Source organism: Sphingomonas sp. (assembly GCF_013816785.1).
Lineage (GTDB): Bacteria > Pseudomonadota > Alphaproteobacteria > Sphingomonadales > Sphingomonadaceae > Sphingomicrobium.
In genome coordinates, this window is the sequence record NZ_JACDDV010000024.1 from 14,774 (window position 1) to 31,787 (window position 17,014).

18 protein-coding genes and 1 pseudogene are annotated in these 17,014 nt (G+C 63.1%); 14 read left to right on the plus strand and 5 right to left on the minus strand.

What is annotated here, in order from left to right; genetic code table 11:
* Positions 1-81 precede the first annotated feature (81 nt).
* The gene (locus H0W65_RS06730) at positions 82-2,811 is read right to left on the minus strand and encodes a TonB-dependent receptor (protein ID WP_294005596.1); all 2,730 of its coding nucleotides are present in this window, start codon (positions 2,809-2,811) and stop codon (positions 82-84) included.
* 350 nt (positions 2,812-3,161) lie between these two features.
* On the opposite strand from H0W65_RS06730, the gene rplU reads away from it, so the two are divergent.
* The 3 genes from rplU (at position 3,162) to H0W65_RS06745 (ending at position 4,694) form a co-directional block, all read left to right on the plus strand.
* Positions 3,162-3,686, plus strand: coding sequence for a 50S ribosomal protein L21 (rplU, locus tag H0W65_RS06735; protein WP_294005598.1), 525 nt, complete (start codon positions 3,162-3,164; stop codon positions 3,684-3,686).
* Between the two features lie 11 nt (positions 3,687-3,697).
* Positions 3,698-3,970, plus strand: a complete 273-nt coding sequence (rpmA, locus tag H0W65_RS06740) for a 50S ribosomal protein L27 (protein ID WP_294005601.1) — start codon at positions 3,698-3,700, stop codon at positions 3,968-3,970.
* 187 nt (positions 3,971-4,157) lie between these two features.
* Entirely contained in the window at positions 4,158-4,694 is a 537-nt protein-coding gene (locus H0W65_RS06745) for a GNAT family protein (RefSeq protein ID WP_294005604.1), read from the plus strand.
* 9 nt (positions 4,695-4,703) lie between these two features.
* Here the strand turns inward: H0W65_RS06745 and H0W65_RS06750 are convergent, their stop codons facing one another.
* Positions 4,704-5,588: a metal-dependent hydrolase gene (locus H0W65_RS06750; protein ID WP_294005606.1), complete on the minus strand. Its 885-nt coding sequence runs from the start codon at positions 5,586-5,588 to the stop codon at positions 4,704-4,706.
* A gap of 94 nt (positions 5,589-5,682) precedes the next feature.
* Between H0W65_RS06750 and H0W65_RS06755 the strand changes: the two genes are divergently transcribed.
* From H0W65_RS06755 to H0W65_RS12200, 3 genes are all read left to right on the plus strand, one after another.
* On the plus strand, positions 5,683-6,258 hold the full coding sequence (locus H0W65_RS06755; protein ID WP_294005609.1) for a TetR family transcriptional regulator: 576 nt from the start codon (positions 5,683-5,685) through the stop codon (positions 6,256-6,258).
* Positions 6,259-6,396: 138 nt separating this feature from the next.
* Entirely contained in the window at positions 6,397-6,786 is a 390-nt protein-coding gene (locus tag H0W65_RS12195; protein ID WP_367120131.1) for a MerR family transcriptional regulator, read from the plus strand.
* Positions 6,787-6,875: 89 nt separating this feature from the next.
* Complete coding sequence (locus H0W65_RS12200; protein ID WP_367120132.1) at positions 6,876-7,046, plus strand: DUF433 domain-containing protein; 171 nt, start codon at positions 6,876-6,878, stop codon at positions 7,044-7,046.
* Positions 7,047-7,182: 136 nt separating this feature from the next.
* Here H0W65_RS12200 and H0W65_RS06760 read toward each other — a convergent pair whose 3' ends face one another.
* Positions 7,183-7,920 carry a glutathione S-transferase N-terminal domain-containing protein gene (locus H0W65_RS06760; protein WP_294005614.1) on the minus strand — a complete coding sequence of 246 codons (738 nt, stop codon included), beginning with the start codon at positions 7,918-7,920 and terminating at the stop codon, positions 7,183-7,185.
* A gap of 104 nt (positions 7,921-8,024) precedes the next feature.
* Here H0W65_RS06760 and H0W65_RS06765 point away from each other — a divergent pair, with 104 nt between their 5' ends.
* The 5 genes from H0W65_RS06765 to H0W65_RS06785 all read left to right on the plus strand — a co-directional run bounded on the left by H0W65_RS06765 (position 8,025) and on the right by H0W65_RS06785 (position 12,571).
* Positions 8,025-8,909: a LysR family transcriptional regulator gene (locus H0W65_RS06765; RefSeq protein WP_294005617.1), complete on the plus strand. Its 885-nt coding sequence runs from the start codon at positions 8,025-8,027 to the stop codon at positions 8,907-8,909.
* A 112-nt stretch (positions 8,910-9,021) separates the two neighbouring features.
* The gene (locus tag H0W65_RS06770; protein WP_294005620.1) at positions 9,022-9,327 is read left to right on the plus strand and encodes a hypothetical protein; all 306 of its coding nucleotides are present in this window, start codon (positions 9,022-9,024) and stop codon (positions 9,325-9,327) included.
* A 68-nt stretch (positions 9,328-9,395) separates the two neighbouring features.
* Positions 9,396-10,574, plus strand: a complete 1,179-nt coding sequence (locus H0W65_RS06775) for a hypothetical protein (protein WP_294005623.1) — start codon at positions 9,396-9,398, stop codon at positions 10,572-10,574.
* Positions 10,575-10,619: 45 nt separating this feature from the next.
* On the plus strand, positions 10,620-11,660 hold the full coding sequence (obgE, locus tag H0W65_RS06780) for a GTPase ObgE (RefSeq protein ID WP_294005626.1): 1,041 nt from the start codon (positions 10,620-10,622) through the stop codon (positions 11,658-11,660).
* Between the two features lie 23 nt (positions 11,661-11,683).
* Positions 11,684-12,571 (plus strand): NAD(P)-dependent oxidoreductase, encoded by an 888-nt coding sequence (locus H0W65_RS06785; protein ID WP_294005641.1) that lies wholly within the window; start codon positions 11,684-11,686, stop codon positions 12,569-12,571.
* Here H0W65_RS06785 and H0W65_RS06790 read toward each other — a convergent pair.
* On the minus strand, positions 12,568-13,110 hold the full coding sequence (locus H0W65_RS06790; RefSeq protein WP_294005629.1) for a Pycsar system effector family protein: 543 nt from the start codon (positions 13,108-13,110) through the stop codon (positions 12,568-12,570). The genes H0W65_RS06785 and H0W65_RS06790 overlap by 4 nt on opposite strands.
* A gap of 111 nt (positions 13,111-13,221) precedes the next feature.
* Here H0W65_RS06790 and H0W65_RS06795 point away from each other — a divergent pair, with 111 nt between their 5' ends.
* From H0W65_RS06795 to H0W65_RS06805, 3 genes are read left to right on the plus strand one after another with little or no spacing between them, the layout of a single operon-like run.
* Positions 13,222-13,464, plus strand: a complete 243-nt coding sequence (locus H0W65_RS06795; RefSeq protein WP_294005632.1) for an acyl carrier protein — start codon at positions 13,222-13,224, stop codon at positions 13,462-13,464.
* A 1-nt stretch (position 13,465) separates the two neighbouring features.
* Complete coding sequence (locus H0W65_RS06800; protein WP_294005635.1) at positions 13,466-14,668, plus strand: aminotransferase class I/II-fold pyridoxal phosphate-dependent enzyme; 1,203 nt, start codon at positions 13,466-13,468, stop codon at positions 14,666-14,668.
* A gap of 45 nt (positions 14,669-14,713) precedes the next feature.
* A complete protein-coding gene (locus H0W65_RS06805; protein ID WP_294005638.1) occupies positions 14,714-16,687 on the plus strand; it encodes an ATP-binding protein in 1,974 nt (657 codons plus the stop codon).
* Positions 16,688-16,776: 89 nt separating this feature from the next.
* Here the strand turns inward: H0W65_RS06805 and H0W65_RS06810 are convergent.
* Positions 16,777-17,014 (minus strand): annotated as a pseudogene (locus H0W65_RS06810) (hypothetical protein); the annotation flags it as partial.

Consider the following 17,014-nt stretch of genomic DNA (forward strand, 5'->3'; position numbering starts at 1 on the left):
GGCCCAGCCGGTGGATTGCTTCCCTGGGCTGTCGCCGGGGCCGCAATCACGAGCTTAGCTTGGACGCGTCGCCCAATCCCCTCAGAAGTCGACCGACACGCGGCCGTAAAGGAAGCGTCCGTTGAAGCCAAAGGGCGAGCCCGAGGCTGAATACGGAATATACTGGAAATTCTGAGGATAGTTGCCGCCGTCCGGCCGCTTACCAAAGGGCCGCCGGTCGGGATAGACGTCGAACAGATTGTTCGCTCCGACAGCCAACCCGACTCGGCCGAGCAATTTGTAGCGAAGCTCGAGATCAGTGATCCATTTGGCCGACAGAATCTGGTCGTCGGGGCCGAGCGCGGTCAGGCTAGCTGCGTCCGGCGCCAGTGGCCGGGTCGCTTCAAGTGCCACGACCTTGCCGTAGCGAGTGGTGCGCGCGGTCAACCCGAAATCCCTTATCTCGCCGTCGGCACTCAGCACGATCTTCGACTTGGGCTGACCGTCAGTGAAGCGAAGGCCTTCCTGGCGGCCCAACAGGACCAGACCGGGAATGGTCGTGCTAAGCGGGCTGAGCCGCTTGTCTATTTTGGTCGTGGTATGGTTGTACGCCGCGGTCAGGTTCCAGGTCCCGAGATCACCGGCGCGCCAGCGGTAGGTGCCAATAAGATCGATCCCGCGAGTAGTGGTGTCGATGCCGTTGATGAAGAAGCGCGCCGCGCCGACGCTGCCGAAGCCGTTCGCGTTGAGTATGGTAGCGATCGTCTTTCCAGGGTCCGTACCGTTCGGCACCCCCGCCGCATCGCGGCTTGCCTGCAGGTTTTCTGTCAGGACTATTCGGTCCTTGATGCGGATATTGTAATAATCGGCCGTCAAGGTCAGCCCGCGCAAGGGATTGGCGGTGGCGCCGACGCTCAAATTGCGCGACTTTTCGGGCTTGAGCGGCTTGGCGCCGAGCGCCCGCGCGACCGGGCTTTCGACGGGCACGGTGCTTGTATCGACAGCAACGCCGCTGAGAAAGTTGGTCGCGGTATTGGCGAAAAATTGCTGATGAAGCGACGGGGCGCGGAAACCGGTCGAGGCCGACCCGCGCACGGCATATCCAGGCGCCACTTCATAGCGCAGCGCGATCTTGCCGTTGGTCGTGTTGCCGAAATCGGAGAAATGCTCGAACCTTCCGGCCACCTGAACGGTCAGGCCCTTGGCGACGTCGCTGTCGAGCTCACCATAGACTGCTTGGCTGCGGCGGCTCTCATCGGCCGCGCTCGATGCCGCGAGCCCGCCGAATCCTTGCGCTCCGGCCGGCGCGGTCCGGCCCGGGAAGCTGCATACTCGGTTGGCCGCGTTGTACACCCCGCCCTGGGTCGCGCAGTCGGCCGACGTCGTGACATAGGCCCCGCGGAACAATGGGCCGGCAGAATAGGATTGTAATTCCCCGGGCGTTATCTTGTAATTTTCGTCCCGGTATTCGGCACCGATTGCAACCGACACGGGACTCGCCAGCCCGAGCGCGAACTGCCGCTGAAAATCGAGGTTGGCCTGATATTGGCCATAAGCGAGCTGACCATCATCAAAGTCACGTTTGCTCGCCGTTCCGAACGACGTGTTGATGCTGTTCAGGGTTCGGAAATCGACCTCGTCATGCCCGTAGCCCAACGAAAAGTCGGCGTTCCATCCAACCAGTTCGCCTTTGGCACCGACTGTTGCGGCCCAATCCTTGGTCTTGGTTTCAATCATAGGGAGGAAGCCGTCCGGCGTCAGCGGCACAAAGTTGGCAGCGCTGGTCGGGGTCGAAGGGCTTAGCACCGAAAAGTCACGGTTGGCATTGAAGCCGAGCGTCGCGGAATTACCGGCCGGGCGGTAGTTGGCGGCGCTAAGGCCGTCGCGGTGGCTGAATGAGCCGAACGCGTACAGATCGAAGCCGGAGCCTCCAAGCGGCACCCCGGCATTGGCGAAGAGGTTGAAATCCTCGGTCTTGGCATCACCGAAGAGGAAGCTTCGACGATCGAAGGTCAGCTCCCGCGGATCGAACGATGTGCCAGGCTTGTTATATTGCGGCCTGAGGTCGAAGCCCGAGCGGTTGGTTGGATTGCGGTCGCGATATTCTCCGGTGAGGTTGATATAACCTGCCCCGATCGGTACCCCGATGTTGGCGGCAAGCGTCGTCATGGCGCCGTCGCGCGCCTTCAGCTCACCACTGGAATTTGCGAGAAAAATGCGCGGGTCGGCCGGATCGGTGATCGGCTGGCCAGCGCCATTGGTCTGGAGACCGCGAAAATTGTCGGTGTCATTGATGGTGGTGTAATATTTGCCGTAACTGGCCACCGCGCGACCGCCATGTTTGGCCTTCTTCAACTGAATATTGATCACGCCAGCGATGGCGTCCGATCCATATTGCGACGAGGCGCCGTCGCGGAGCACCTCGATCCGCTCAATCGCGAGCGTCGGGACAAGGTTGAGGTCGACCGCGGCGCTTCCGCGCCCAACTGTGCCGTTGATGTTGAGCAGCGCCGACACATGCCGCCGCTTGCCGTTGATCAGCACCAGCGTCTGGTCCGGGCTCAAACCGCGCAGCGTCGCCGGACGCAGCACGTCGGTGCCGTCGGCGATCGACGGCTGCGGGAAGTTGAATGACGGGACCAGCTGATTGAGGATCTTGTTGGTCTCGGTCAGACCGGTGTTGGTCAGCGCCTCGCCGCCGATGACGTCGATCGGCACTGGCGAGTCGGCCACCGTGCGGTCGGTCCGCCGGGTGCCGGTGACGACGATCGTGTTGCCAGGATCGTCGGATGGCGGGGTTGCCGCCGGGACCGGGGGAGTCTGCGCCGCCACGGCCGCCGGACTGGCAAGCGCAACGGCGGACAGTGATGCTAGCAGGATCGAACGAGACAGATTAGACATGGCGGTGCCCCCAATTTCGACGGGCGCGTGCCGACGTCTCGGCCTCCGCGTACCCCTGGTCAGCGACGATGCCGCAAATTGCCGAGCATTCAATCGAGCCGCCCCTTTCGCGTTGCATTTGGCGGGCGGCTGTCACTTCGTTGCAACAGCGTCCTGAGCGGCCGCGCGCGGTTGACAGAAACGCGGCGAGCCCATAGGCGGCACGCTTTCCCGCGCGAGGTCTATGCGCCACGCGGCCCAAATCTTGTGCGGTCAAGTAGCTACGGAAAGTGACAAGACCCATGTTCGCAATCGTGCGCACGGGCGGCAAGCAATACCGCGTTGCCCCCGGAGACAAGATCGTCGTCGAGAAGCTGGCCGGCGAGGCCGGCGATAGCGTCGATCTGACCGACATCCTCCTGGCCGGAGAAGGGTCGGACCTCAAATCGACCGCGGGCCTGATCGTCGCTGCCGAAATCGTCGCGCAGGCGAAAGCCGACAAGGTCACCGTGTTCAAGAAGCGCCGTCGCCACAATTATCGCCGCAAGGCCGGCCATCGGCAGAAGCTGACGATCCTCAAGATCATCTCGATCGGCGGCAAAAAGGCGGATAAGAAGGCGGAGGCCAAGGCTGAGCCGAAGAAAGCCGAAGCCAATGCGGCTCCGGCGCCCAAAACCGAAAAACCGGCACCCAAGACCGAAAAGCCCGCCGCCAAGGCGGAAAAGGCTCCGGCCAAGACGGCCAAGCCGTCGACAAAGGATGCTGCACCTGCTAAGGCGGCGGCGAAGAAGGCGGCTCCCAAAGCCGCCGCGAAACCGAAGAAGTAGAGCAATCCGAGATGGCACATAAAAAAGCAGGCGGCTCCTCGCGCAACGGTCGCGACTCCGAGTCCAAGCGCCTCGGCGTGAAGAAGTTCGGCAGCGAAGTGGTTCGCGCCGGCAACATCATCGTGCGGCAGCGCGGCACCAAATGGTATCCGGGCGACAATGTCGGCTTGGGCAAGGACCATACGCTTTTTGCGCTCACTGACGGTCGCGTCTGTTTCCGCGACGGGAAGCTCGGCCGCAAATATGTGCACGTCGAAATGACCATGCCGGCAGCGGCGGAATAGGCGGGATCGGTCGAGTAAGGACTGCTCCCGGGAGGGGGCAGCCCAAGGACCGGTCCGGTTTCGGACCAGACCAAGGGAGAAGAGGGAAGCCCCCTCCTCTCCCTTTTTGTTTGTGCACGTCCCTTCTTCTCCCGAATTTTAAACAGAGCGGCCCTGACGGGTCGTTCGAGCGGAGAAGGATGTGGTCATGTTCGCCCGTACCGAGCGGCTGTTGTTGAGACCCGGCTGGGCAGAGGACGCACCCGCGCTGGCGCGCGTCATCGCCGACGAACAGGTCGCTCGCGGCCTGTCGTCATCGCCGTGGCTCTACCGCCAGGAAGACGTCGAGGCATTTCTCGCCGCGCCGCGCGATCCTGCTCTGCCCGCTTTCCTGATCACCAAGCGCACCGATGGCGCCCCGCGCCTGATCGGCTCGTGCGGATTGAGCCGCCGCCCCTCTGGCGCTGTCGAACTGGGCTACTGGATTGCGCGTCCCGATTGGGGCCGGGGCTTCGCTACCGAGGCCGCCGCCGCGCTGGTTGCCATCGCCCGCACCTTGAAACTGCCGCGCCTGGAGGCGTCGCACTTCGTCGACAACCCTGCCGCGGGCCGCGTGCTGGAGAAATTGGGCTTTGTCCCGACCGGCCTTTCCGCCAATCGCTACAGTTGCGTGCGGGGCGGCCAGGAGGCGGCCAGGCTGTTTCGCTTGCGGCTGATCGAGCGGCAAGATGCGCTAGCGGCGTAATGGCTGCCCTCAGGCCGCGGCTCGGCGCACCTTTTTTCCGCCGTCGGCCGCCGGCGCGGTTGTCTCATACGCCGCGATCAATCCGCGGTCGTCTAGGTTCCACGGATGGAATCCCGGTCTAAAGAAGGCCGCCCAGGCAGCAAAAATCTTGCGCATCATCCCCGGCCGGACCCAAATGAACCATAATAACGACGTCCACGCCCTGGCGCCGATGATCCCGTCCTGCCGCAGCAGCTCGAGCGCTCCCGCCGTCCGGTCGATGACGAAGTTCTTGGTGACCAGCATCATCACCCTGGTCTTGACCTGCCACCTTTTGCCGCGCGTCCAGTTCCGGGTCGCGTGCAGCCAAGTGTCGTAGGCAACGCCCTTATGCTCGATCTCCTCGGTCGCGTGCCAGCGCCACAGGTCGGCGGGGACCGCCTCGGCGCCGGCGAGGTGCCGCGGATCGGCGAGCAGCTGATGCGCCAGGATCGCCGTGAAATGCTCAAGCGCCATGGTCGCCGCCAGGCTGGCGATCGGCGGCTTGGCGCGAAGCAGCGTCAGCCGGCCCCGCACCCGCTCTTCTAGCTTGGTGAGGTCATAACCGGTGTCCGCCGCCCGCTGGTTGAACGCTTCGTGCTCGCGGCTGTGGACCACTTCCTGCGTCGTGAAATTCTTGATGTCCTGGGCCAGCCTCTCATCCGCGCCACTGCGAAACGCCCGCACGCTTTCGACGAAGAACGCCTCGCCGAACGGGAAGGTGGCCGACAAGGCGTTGTAGAAAGCGCTCGGCACCGGCCTCCCGCCATGCCACCAGCGCGGCGTCGCATCCTCGCGCCCGAAACGCCGGTCGCGCGGTGTGATGACAAGGTCGGCAGGGGTGACGGTTGCACGGGCTTGCGTGTGGGCGTTCATAATCATCCTTGTGCCGAGCCCCGCCAGAATTGGCCTAACTGACAAGAATGTCAATACGGTTGCGCCAACCCGTTGCCGCGCGTAGGCCACCGCCATGACCCCGCCCAAACGCCTCTCCCCCGACCAAAGTCGCGCCGCGGCCGTCGCGGCGGCGCGCGAGCTGCTGCGCGACCAGGGGGTCGCCGCGGTGACGCTGAAGTCGGTTGCGTCGAGGATCGGCCGCACCCATGCCACCCTCCTCCACCATTTCGGCTCGGTCGCCGGCCTTCACCGGGCATTGGCCGGGGCCATCGCGCGCAGCGTGTCGCACTCGATCCGCGATGCGATCGGCAAGCGGAGGCGCGGCGAAGCGAGCGAGCGCGATGTGGTCGACGCCATGTTTGACGCGTTCGCCCGAGAACGCGCCGGCGAGCTGATCGGCTGGATCGCGCTCACCCGCCAGCGCGAGGCGTTGCAGCCGATCATCGACACGGTCGCCGCAATTATCGCCGACTTCCGACAAGCCGGCGACGATCGGCCGATGGACAAGGTCACGCTCGGCCTTGTCCTCCTCGCCATCGGCGACAGCCTCGCCGGCGAGGAGATCGCCCGTGCCGCCCGACAACAGCGCGACGCGGTGCGCGAGATCGCGGTGCAGCAGATTGCGGCGGTGGTGGGGGCGAGAGTGTAACCCTAACGCCTGGCCTAAATCGCGATGCGATTTAGGTCAAACGCTCTGCGACAACGTTCTTGAAGGTTGCGAAGAGAAAGTTCATTGGCAACCCACTACATTGGGTTTGCTCAACGGGACTGCGGAAGGAGGTGACCTATGCTCGATATTAGCAACGTGATCGCCGCTTTTGACGAGGACCACGCGAGCCGCCTAACCCGCCTTTCGATAAGCAGGCTTCGCTATTGGGCTAAAACTGGGTTTTTTGCCCCGAGCTATATCGAAGAGAGTGCCGCAGCGCCTTACAGTCGGTTTTATTCCTTTAGGGATATCGTGGCGTTGCGCACACTTGAGATGCTCCGCGTAAAAAACGGGGTGCCTCTGCAGCACACCTTCGAAAGGTCGCGGAAAAACTTGATCATCTTCGTAATGAGCTTTGGACCAAGACTCGACTCTACGTTTCAAACCGCAAAGTCGTCTTCGACGAACCGGAGAGTGGCAAGCCCCGCGAAGTACTGTCTGGCCAGTTCGTGGAAGAATACGCCCTAGTTACCTTAATCGAGGATACCGGTAGGGAGATCGAGCGTCTAAAATCTAGGGACTCCGACGATATTGGGAATGTGGTGAAACTGCGCGGTGTGAAGCGCGGCGCTCCAACAATCGCAGGAACGCGAATCCCCGTTGTGTCGATCCAGCGGCTTCATGAAGATGGCTATTCAACTCAGCAAATAATTGCAGAATATCCACGGCTCACTCGTGCCGATGTGAAGGCGGCGCTAACATACGGGCAAACGGCAAGCGTAGCGTGAAATCGCCAAAACTGGCCATGCGCTTCTTCTTGGACGAAGGAGTGCCCCATAAGGTAGGCGGAGTCCTAGAAACGCGAGGCTACGATGTCCTCTATCTAGAAGAGAAGGTCGCTAAGGGTTCAAAAGACAACCTAACTCAATTTCCTGCGCGGGGCGCGACACGCGCAGCGGCGTACATGCGGTCACCGAACATGTTCGACCATTCGTCAGGCGTCATCTCCACTCTTTCGGCCATGAAACGCTTGCGGTCCTCGTCATAGATCGCCGCCGTCGCCGCAGCTACGGACGGTCGCGCCTTGACTCTTTCGAGCCATGCCGAAACTGCGGGATGGTCATCCATCGAGATGCCGAGACCAGCCGCGCCCGATGCCCAAGGAAAACAGGCGATATCCGCGATAGAAAACTCTTCCGCCAGGTAGTCCGCCTCGCGGAGGCGGTATTCCATCACATCGATGTGGCGCAATGCTTCACGGTTGTAGCGGGTACGCCCGTAGTCTTGCCCTTCCGGCGCGTAGCGTTGAAAATGCGTAGCCTGCCCGAGCATCGGGCCGAGGCCGGCGACCTGCCAGGTGAGCCACTGAAGCGTAAGAAGCCGCTTGCGAAAATCCGAGGAAATCAAATTGCTGGTCTTTTCCGCCAAGTAGAGCAGGATGGCTCCCGACTCAAATACCGACAGCGGCCCTTTGGCGTCTGCAGGATCCATATCCACGATTGCAGGCAGTTTGTTGTTGGGATTGATCCGACGGAATTCGGGCGTCAAGTGTGAGCCCGCAAGCATGCTGTACTTCACTAGCTGGTAAGGGAGTCCGGTTTCGTGGAGCATGATGGCGATCTTGAGATTGTTGCCCGTCGGGACATAGTGAAGGTTGATCAAAAGTGTGCGCTCCTAGATGTGTTTTGCGCTTGCGTCAGGATAGGCAGATGATCCGCAATCAGTGAGCGTTGACATAGAACGCAGATCGGCGTCCAGATGTGAAAATGAATCACACCACTCGGCGCCCGTCCTTGGACGCTATCCAAGCTGTTCTCACCACCGTCACTACCGGATCGTTCAGCGCGACTTCTGAGATGTTGGAGGTCACACACGGAGCAATCAGCCGACGTGTTGCGTCTGTGGAGGAATGGGCGGGCGTTCGAATTTTTGTACGTCACGGCCGCGGCGTGCGTTTGACGACCGAGGGCGAGCATTTGTGCACCCGGCTTGAACAGGCGATTGCCATGATCGACGCCAGCACCCAAGAACTAACGAGTCCTTCGCAAGTCGAGCTTCTTACACTTAGTGTGGTTCCGTCCTTTGCGAGGTTGGTCCTGCTGCCCAACCTCACCACAATCGAGGGCGATCCGCGGGACCTCCAAGTCGAGATTGAGATTGATCAGACGGTCGCCCGATTATCGTCGGCCCGTATCGGAGTTCGGTACGGCATCGGCCGGTGGCCTGGCGTTTCAGCCAAGCCGTTATTCGATGAAATGCTCGTGCCTGTCGCTTCTGCTAAAATCGCCAGCGAAATCGGTAAGAGTGGCAGCGCTGAGAGGCTACTCGACTTCCCATTGATGCTGGATACTCCAGACCTGGGCTGGAGGGCATGGTTTGCGACCAGCCAGATCAACTACCTCCCCCGGAGAATAGATCGAATATTTTCTGACTACGACCTTGTGCTCAGGGCTGCCGGGAGCGGGCTCGGGATTGCTCTGCTGAGGCATCCACTTGGTTCCGCCCTGGCTGACGAGTTGAAACTAGTGCAAGTTTCGGACATCCAGATTCCGAGCCCAACGAAGTTCTTTGTTGTTTCGCAGCTGGGAGCGCGGACCAAGGCGATCGACAAGGCAATCAGTCGCCTGATTGCGGTCTGCGAGGATCTCTGAAGGGCCAGTTCCGGCGTTATCAGGTTAACCGGCTGGTGCGATTTGACGCGTAGTCGGTCGCGCATGACCTCACCTATGCAACGCTAGCCCGGCGGGTGGCCTTGGGCCTAATGTGGATACGTCGGCGAACAAGGGTTCAAAAGACAACCTAGTTGCTGCCGTTTCGGAAGCTAACGGCGCAATCTTAGTGGCATTCGATCATGACTTTAAAACGATTGTGCAAAGGGCTGGCATCGGACAGCGGCGCTTCAGAACTTTAAGCCTTTTGAAGTTTGAGAAATGCCGTGAATCGAAGGCTGCCGATAGGCTTACTTGCGCATTGTCCTTGATCGAACACGAATGGACAGTTGCGCAGGATGGGCGTGATCGTCGTCTCTTTGTCGTGGTCACCGGGCAGGCAATCAAGACCATCCGTTAGCAGCAATAACTTCGAGGCGAGCTTTCGAAAGTCTTTCCTATTTAAACCATATAGGTTAGTCGAGTCGCATGACCGACTTCTACGCCGCGGGCTTTCCCCGCTCATCCGCCGCCCCCGGCGGGCTCTCCGCCACCAGCGCGACCGCGCTGACCATCCTGCCCGAGGGCCAGCACGCGCCCGACGATGCGCCGCCGATCGGCCATGCGACCGACATCGACACGCCGATGTCCGACACCCGCCACTACCGCCACGACGGCTGGACCCCCGCCGCCCGCGCCGCCTTTCTCGATACGCTGGCGCGCAGCGGGGTCGTCACCGACGCCTGCAAGGAGGTCGCGATCAGCGCGCAGGCCGCCTACAACCTCCGCAACCGCGACCGCTTGTTCGCCGCCGGGTGGGACGCCGCGCTGGGCCTTGCCCGCGCCCGCCTGGCCGACGATCTTTACGCCCGCGCCGTACACGGCTCGATCGAGCAGATCTGGAAGGACGGCGCGATCGTCGCCGAACGCCACCGCCACGACAACCGCCTGTCGATCGCCGTCCTGAACCGGCTCGACGCCCGCTGCGACCGCGCCGAGCGGTTCAAATTGCCGACTCAGCGCCTCGCCGCCAATTGGGATGCCTATGTCGCCGCGCTGGCTGAGGGTCGCACCGCCGATGCCGAGGCAATGCTTGCCCCGCCGTCCCCGCCTCCCGCCATGCTCGGGCAAGGCGGCAATTCGATGTTGATCCATCAACTTCGTCAACTTCGCGCCGGGCAAATGCTCGACGAAGAAGAGGGTTCGCCCCCAGAAAATGACGGCGAGGAGGACGAGCGCGTCTGGGCTGAAAATTACAGCTGGCGGACCAACTATCCGCCGCCGCCCGGTTTCAACGGCGATGAAGACGGCGCCTATGGCGAGCTCGGCTACAGCCGCAATTGCACGCCCGAGGAACGCGCCATCCTCGACCTCCGCTACCCCGACCAGTTCGTCGAGGAGGAGGATGAGGAACTGATCGCCGACGAGGCCGAGCGCGACAGCTTCTTCGCCGCGCTGGCGGGGGAGCTGGAGGAAGCGGAGGAAGAATCGCCGGAAGAGGAACAGGCCGAAGCAGAGGGTGCGCAAGACACCCCGGAGCCTCCCCAACCCGCTCCTGTCGAACTGGAGCTGACCCGAGCGGAATCGACGGATCGAGACACGCACCCCGGCCTCGCTGCCGCCGGGTCTCGTCGCGGCCCCTCGATCCGCTCACTCGACCCGTTCTAGCCGCCACCTTCGCTTTTCGCCCCTGCTTCGCCTAAAGGCGGCGCCATGCATTTTCTCGATCAGGCTAAGATTTTTATTCGCTCCGGCGCGGGCGGGCCGGGGGCGGTCAGTTTCCGGCGGGAAAAGTACATTGAATATGGCGGGCCCGACGGCGGTTATGGCGGCAAGGGCGGCGATATCGTGTTCGTCGCGGTGCCGGGCCTCAACACGCTGATCGACTTTCGCTATACCCAGCATTTCCGCGCCCCGCGCGGCAAGGGCGGCGCCGGATCGAACATGACCGGGCCGGGCGGCAAGGATCTGGTGATCAAGGTGCCGGTCGGCACCCAAATCCTCGCCGACGACGAGGATCGCACCCTGCTCGCCGACTTCACCGAGGAGGGGCAGACGATCCACTTTTTGAAGGGCGGCGACGGCGGGCGCGGCAACGCCAGCTACAAGACCTCGACCAACCGCTCGCCGCGCCAGCACGGCCCCGGCTGGCCGTCCGAGGAAAAATATGTCTGGCTGCGTTTGAAGCTAATGGCCGACGTCGGCCTGATCGGGCTTCCGAACGCCGGCAAGTCGACCTTTCTCAACCGAACCACCAACGCGGTTGCCAAGGTCGGCGAATATCCGTTTACGACCTTGAAGCCGCAGCTCGGCGTGGTCCGCCACAAGGGCCGCGAGTTCGTGTTGGCCGACATTCCCGGATTGATCGAGGGAGCGGCCGAGGGCGCCGGGATCGGCGACCGCTTCCTCGGCCACGTCGAGCGCACCCGGGTCCTGCTCCATTTGGTTGACGCGGCCGGCGAAGACCCGATCGAGGCGTGGCGCGTGGTTCGCGGCGAGCTCGCGGCCTATGGCGCCGGGCTCGAGGACAAGCATGAGGTCATCGCGCTGAGCCGCGCCGATTTGGTTGAGGCCAAGGAGCTCGCCAGGCTGGCCAAGAAGCTGGCAAAGGCCGCCGGCGGCGACCCGATGGTCGTTTCCGCCGCGACCGGCGATGGAGTCGATCCGTTGCTCGACGCGCTGCTCGCCCGTCTCGGCGTCGAGCACGCCGAGGAGGAAGCACTGGCGGAGGACAAGCCCTGGTCTCCGCTGTAACGCCCGTCGCTCTGAACCTCGCGATCACCGGCGCCACCGGCTTCGTCGGCGCCCGCCTGCTAGACCACGCCTTGGCGGAGGGCCATCAAGTCCGCGCCCTGACCCGCCGCCCGCAACCGGCGCGCGACGGGGTTATCTGGATCGACGGCGCGCTCGACAATCCCGCCAGCCTCGACGCGTTGGCCGACGGCGCCGACGTCGTCATCCATGTCGCCGGCGTCATCAACGCCCCCGACGCGGCGGGGTTCGAGGCGGGCAATGTGATCGGCACCGGAGCGATGCTCGCCGCCGCCGAACGCGCGGGCGTCAAACGCTTCGTCCATGTCTCCTCGCTTGCCGCGCGCGAGCCCGGCCTGTCGCACTACGGCGGATCGAAGGCCCAATCGGAAGCGCTGGTCGCGGCCGCACCGCTCTCGACCGTCATCGCCCGCCCGCCCGCCATCTACGGCCCCGGCGACCGCGAGACGCTCGAGCTGTTCAAAATGGCGGCGCGCGGGTTCGTCTTATTGCCGCCCAAGGGCCGCTTGTCGCTGATCCACGTCGACGACCTCGCCCGCCTGTTGCTTGCGCTCGCCGCCTCGACCGACGGCGGCGTGATCGAGCCCGACGACGGCCGCCTCGGCGGCTGGACCCACCGTGAGTTCGGCGAAGCGCTGGGGCGAGCGGTCGGGCGTAAGGTCCGCACGCTATCCGCTCCGCGCCTGCTGATCGCCCTCGCCGCCCGCGCCGACCGGCTGGTGCGCGGCAAAAACGCCAAGCTGACCTCCGATCGCGCCGCCTATTTCTGCCACCCAGACTGGGTCGTCTCGCCCGACCGCTCCCCGCCGACAATGCTCTGGCGCCCAAGCATCCCGACCGAGGCCGGCCTCGCCGACACCGCCCGCTGGTACCGGGAGAAAGGCTGGCTCTAGCGGAGCAACTGGAAAATGACCGCGCCGGCGGTGGCCAGCATGCCAATCAGAAACGCGGTGAAACTCCAATACAGCCAGCGAAACTTGTCGTCGCGGAGCAACCGCCCATGGTCCCACAGGTCAGCCGCCAGCCGTCGATAGGTCTCCTCCTCGCTCGAAAGGACCTTGATGGCCTCGTCAACGAACTCCTCTCGCGGGGTGTTGGTGTAGCTTCCGAAAAACAGAATATTGACCTGTTCGGCGGGCACCGGCGCCTTGGTCGCCTTCATCCGGTTGGGCCGCACGGTCAGCACTCCGAACACCGTGGCGATGAACGAGAACAGCGTTAGCACCAGCAACGGCGCGCTCGCCTTGCCCTCGGCGAGGTCGCCGATCGACATGGAGAACACCACGAAGCTGGCGCCCATCAGGATCGAAGCCTTGGTGTCGGCCATTCCCGACAGGGTGATGTTGGTCGCATTGGCAGCGATCAGGAGGTTGTGGACCTCCTTCGGGAAAATATAGCCGGCATCGCCCGGGCCCAGCTTCTTGTCGCTCATCGCCTACCCCCCTCGCCCCATGTCACTCCGCTTGGCCGCCGAACGCAAGCCCCCGCCTCTTTACCGCCCCATTCGATTGCGAAAGCACCGCCACATCTTTAGGACGACCGCATGACCGACAGAGCCGAAACCGACGCGAGGGTGAAGGCCCTAATCGTGCCCTTCAACAAGAAGGGGATCGAGGTGAGCGATGCCACCCGTTTCGCCCAGGATCTCGAGTGGGACAGCCTGACGGTGCTCGATTTCGTCGCCACCGTCGAGGATGAGTTCGACATCCTCATCACCATGAACCAGCAGGCCGAGATCGAAACCGTCGCCCAGCTGGTCGACGCGGTCGACAAGCTCAAGGGCTGACATGACCGACCTCCTCTCGAAGTTCGACGAGCTGATCGAAACCCGCGAGCAATTGCTGTCGACTGGCCTCACCGATCCGTTCAACCTGGTAATGGATGAAGTGGTCTCGCCGACCGTCGCGATCTGCAACGGCAAGCGGACGATCCTGCTCGGCACCTATAATTATATGGGCATGACCTTCGACCCCGACGTCATTGCGGCGGGCAAGCAAGCGCTCGACGATTATGGCTCTGGCACCACCGGAAGCCGGGTGCTGAACGGCACCTATGCCGGACACAAGGCATGCGAAGAAGCGCTCAAGGATTTCTACGCCATGGACCATGCGATGGTCTTCTCGACCGGCTACCAGGCCAACCTCGGGATCATCTCGACCATCGCCGGCAAGGATGACTATATCATCCTCGACATCGACAGCCACGCTTCGATCTACGACGGCTGCGCCCTCGGCAACGCCCAGATTGTCCCGTTCCGCCACAACGACGTCGGAGCGCTCGAAAAGCGGCTGAAGCGCATCCCTGAGGGCGCGGGCAAGCTAGTGATTCTCGAAGGCGTCTATTCGATGCTCGGCGACATCGCCCCGTTGAAGGAAATGGTCGCGGTATCGAAGGCGGCCGGCGCGATGGTGCTGGTCGACGAAGCGCATTCGATGGGTTTCATCGGCGAGAACGGTCGTGGAGTGGCGGAAGCCCAGGGCGTCATCAATGACGTCGACTTCATCATCGGCACTTTTTCCAAATCGGTCGGCACCGTCGGTGGCTTTTGCGTGTCCAACCACCCCAAATTCGAAATCCTCCGCCTGGTCTGCCGGCCCTATGTGTTTACCGCCTCGCTCCCGCCGAGCGTGGTTGCCACCGCCGCGACCTCGATCGGCAAGCTGAGGCACGGTGCCGACAAGCGCGCCCATCTGTGGAAGAATTCAAAAAAGCTCCACGCCGGTCTCAAAGCGCTCGGATTCACGCTCGGCACCGATGCGCCGCAATCGGCGATAATCGCGGTGATCATGTCCGACCTGGAGAAGGGTGCGGCGATGTGGGAAGCGCTGCTCAACGAAGGTCTCTACGTCAACCTGGCCCGCCCTCCGGCGACGCCGGGCAACATGACACTGCTGCGCTGCTCGCTGTGCGCCGAGCATTCGGACGGTCAGGTCGACCAGATCCTCGGGATGTTCGAGGTCGCGGGCCGGGCGACCGGCTGTATCGGTTGAGGAATAAGGGTTTCGTTCGCACAGCGGGAGGGATAGACTGACGCCATGACGCCGGCGGAAGATCTACGCCTCGACTGGCGCCGTGGGGGCGCGGCCGCTCTTGCGCTCGTTGCGACGCTGGTCCTGCTCGGCATGGTGGTACTGGTGGCGGTAACCAACACCGCCCGCGACCGGGCGCTCGGCGACGAACGCCGAGCTTATGACGTGACCCTGCTCACCCGTTCGGTCGATTCCAGCCTGTCGCGGTCGGAAGCGGCGCTCGGCCGCTTCGTCCTCGACGAAAATGCCGAGATCAGCGGCAATATTTATTACGCCCAGTGGCGGCTCGCGGGACAGCAGGTCCGTCAACTCGAACGTCTGGTCGCCAAGGCCCCGGCGCAGCGACGCCGCGTGGATGAACTCCGGCTGCTATTCACGCAACGCAACCTGGAATTTTCGCAGGTCGCCCGCTCGGTCGGTGGGCGTCAGAAGGACTATGGCATCCGCTATTATTATAGCGCGGGCCAGGCCAAGACCGGTCCCGACCTGCGCGCCAAGCTAGCCGAAATCGCCGCGGCCGAGCGGGCGGCGCTGGCCGAGCGAGTGAAAACGACCCAATTTTTTGCCGCGCGGGCCGATCGCCTGACTGATTATTTGAGCTGGCTTGGGGTAATCGTCGGCCTGTTCGCCATTTTCATGGGCTCGGTCGCGGTACAGGCGCTCCGCCTCAACGCCGCCAGCCGCCGCGAGGCAGAGAACGAAACCGAACGCGCTTTGCTGCTCGAGCAGGCGGTGGCCGAGCGCACCCAGGAACTGAGCGATGCCAATGCCGCTTTGAAGATGGAGGCGATCGAGCGTCAGGCCGCCGAAGCGCAGCTGCGCCAGGTCCAGAAGATGGAGGCGGTCGGCCAACTGACCGGTGGCATCGCCCATGACTTCAACAATATGCTGGCGGTGGTGGTGGGCGGAATAGATTTGGCGCGCCGCCGCCTCGACGGTCCGCGGCGCGAGGTGATGACCCACCTTACCAACGCCATGGAGGGCGCCACGCGCGCCGCCGCGCTGACCCGGCGCTTGCTTTCCTTCGCCCGTTCCGAACCGCTGCTGCCCGAGCGGATCGACAGCTCCGCCCTGGTCGACGGAATTGGCGATCTACTAGACCGGACGCTGGGTGAGCGGATTATCGTCAAGGCCGAGCTGGCCGACGATGCCTGGCCGATCTTCGTCGATCCACACCAGCTTGAAAATGCGATCCTCAATCTCGCAGTCAATGCCCGCGATGCGATGGACGGGACCGGGACGATGACCATCCGCTCCCGTAACGCCCACATGGCGGCCAACGAGGTCGGTGATATTCAGCCCGGCGATTATCTGGTCCTCGCCGTCACCGACACCGGGTGCGGGATGACAGCTGAAGTGCGCGAACGAGCATTCGAACCATTCTTCACGACCAAGCAGGTCGGCAAGGGAACCGGCCTCGGCCTATCGCAGATATTCGGCTTCGCCCACCAATCGGGCGGAGAGGTCGGCATCGAAAGCGAGGTCGGTCATGGCACCACTGTGTCGATCTTCCTGCCCCGCACCGAAGCCGTCAGCAACGTCCGCCTCCACCCGGCTTCCCAGGTCCGCGCCGACGAAGAATTGACCGTGCCCGGGGCGCGCATCCTGCTGGTCGAGGACGATCCGCGGGTTCGCACCGCGACCGTCGGCGCGCTTGAGGATTTAGGCTATGAACCGATCGCCTGCGCGGGCGGGGGCGAAGCCCTGGCCCTGTTCGACAGCATGGAGTTCGACCTTGTCATTTCCGACGTAATAATGCCCGAGATGACCGGCCCCGAGATGGTCCGCGAATTGAAAAAGCGGCGGCCCGACATCGCGGTGCTATTCGTCACCGGTTACGTCGGCGAGGGCGAGGGCGACGACCTCATCGGGCATGACCTGCTCAGAAAGCCGTTTACGGTCAGCACCCTGGCCGGATCTGTGGCGGCGGCGCTCGATCGTCGCCCTAGACCTTGGTCGTTTCAGGCTGAATCAGCCTGAAACGTGAATCAAGGTCTCAACCTTTGCTTAGAGCCTTATTCACGTCATCGGCGGAAGCGCGAAGTGCTTCCACCTTAAACGATCAGGCTCTAGCGAATCGCGCCCGAGCGGAGGAGCCGCGGCAGCAGGCTGATCGCCGCGAGCAGCGGATGCCGCTGCTGCCACGGTTTTAAGACGATGTCTGTCCCGGCATGGCGATTGATTTTCCACACGATATAGTCCGCCCCCTCGGCGAAGGTCGTGCTAGCCTTGGCGAGACGAAGGACCGACAACAGCTTGCCCTCGACCCGCCGCCGCGCCCAACCGCCGCTTTTGGCCGCTTTCGGA

Coding starts and splice junctions, on each gene's coding strand:
- rplU (WP_294005598.1), top strand. CDS start 3,162: ATGTTCGCAATCGTGCGCACGGGCGGCAAGCAATACCGCGTTGCCCCC.
- rpmA (WP_294005601.1), top strand. CDS start 3,698: ATGGCACATAAAAAAGCAGGCGGCTCCTCGCGCAACGGTCGCGACTCC.
- H0W65_RS06745 (WP_294005604.1), top strand. CDS start 4,158: ATGTTCGCCCGTACCGAGCGGCTGTTGTTGAGACCCGGCTGGGCAGAG.
- H0W65_RS06750 (WP_294005606.1), bottom strand. CDS start 5,588: ATGAACGCCCACACGCAAGCCCGTGCAACCGTCACCCCTGCCGACCTT.
- H0W65_RS06755 (WP_294005609.1), top strand. CDS start 5,683: ATGACCCCGCCCAAACGCCTCTCCCCCGACCAAAGTCGCGCCGCGGCC.
- H0W65_RS12195 (WP_367120131.1), top strand. CDS start 6,397: ATGCTCGATATTAGCAACGTGATCGCCGCTTTTGACGAGGACCACGCG.
- H0W65_RS06765 (WP_294005617.1), top strand. CDS start 8,025: ATGAATCACACCACTCGGCGCCCGTCCTTGGACGCTATCCAAGCTGTT.
- H0W65_RS06775 (WP_294005623.1), top strand. CDS start 9,396: ATGACCGACTTCTACGCCGCGGGCTTTCCCCGCTCATCCGCCGCCCCC.
- obgE (WP_294005626.1), top strand. CDS start 10,620: ATGCATTTTCTCGATCAGGCTAAGATTTTTATTCGCTCCGGCGCGGGC.
- H0W65_RS06790 (WP_294005629.1), bottom strand. CDS start 13,110: ATGAGCGACAAGAAGCTGGGCCCGGGCGATGCCGGCTATATTTTCCCG.
- H0W65_RS06795 (WP_294005632.1), top strand. CDS start 13,222: ATGACCGACAGAGCCGAAACCGACGCGAGGGTGAAGGCCCTAATCGTG.
- H0W65_RS06800 (WP_294005635.1), top strand. CDS start 13,466: ATGACCGACCTCCTCTCGAAGTTCGACGAGCTGATCGAAACCCGCGAG.
- H0W65_RS06805 (WP_294005638.1), top strand. CDS start 14,714: ATGACGCCGGCGGAAGATCTACGCCTCGACTGGCGCCGTGGGGGCGCG.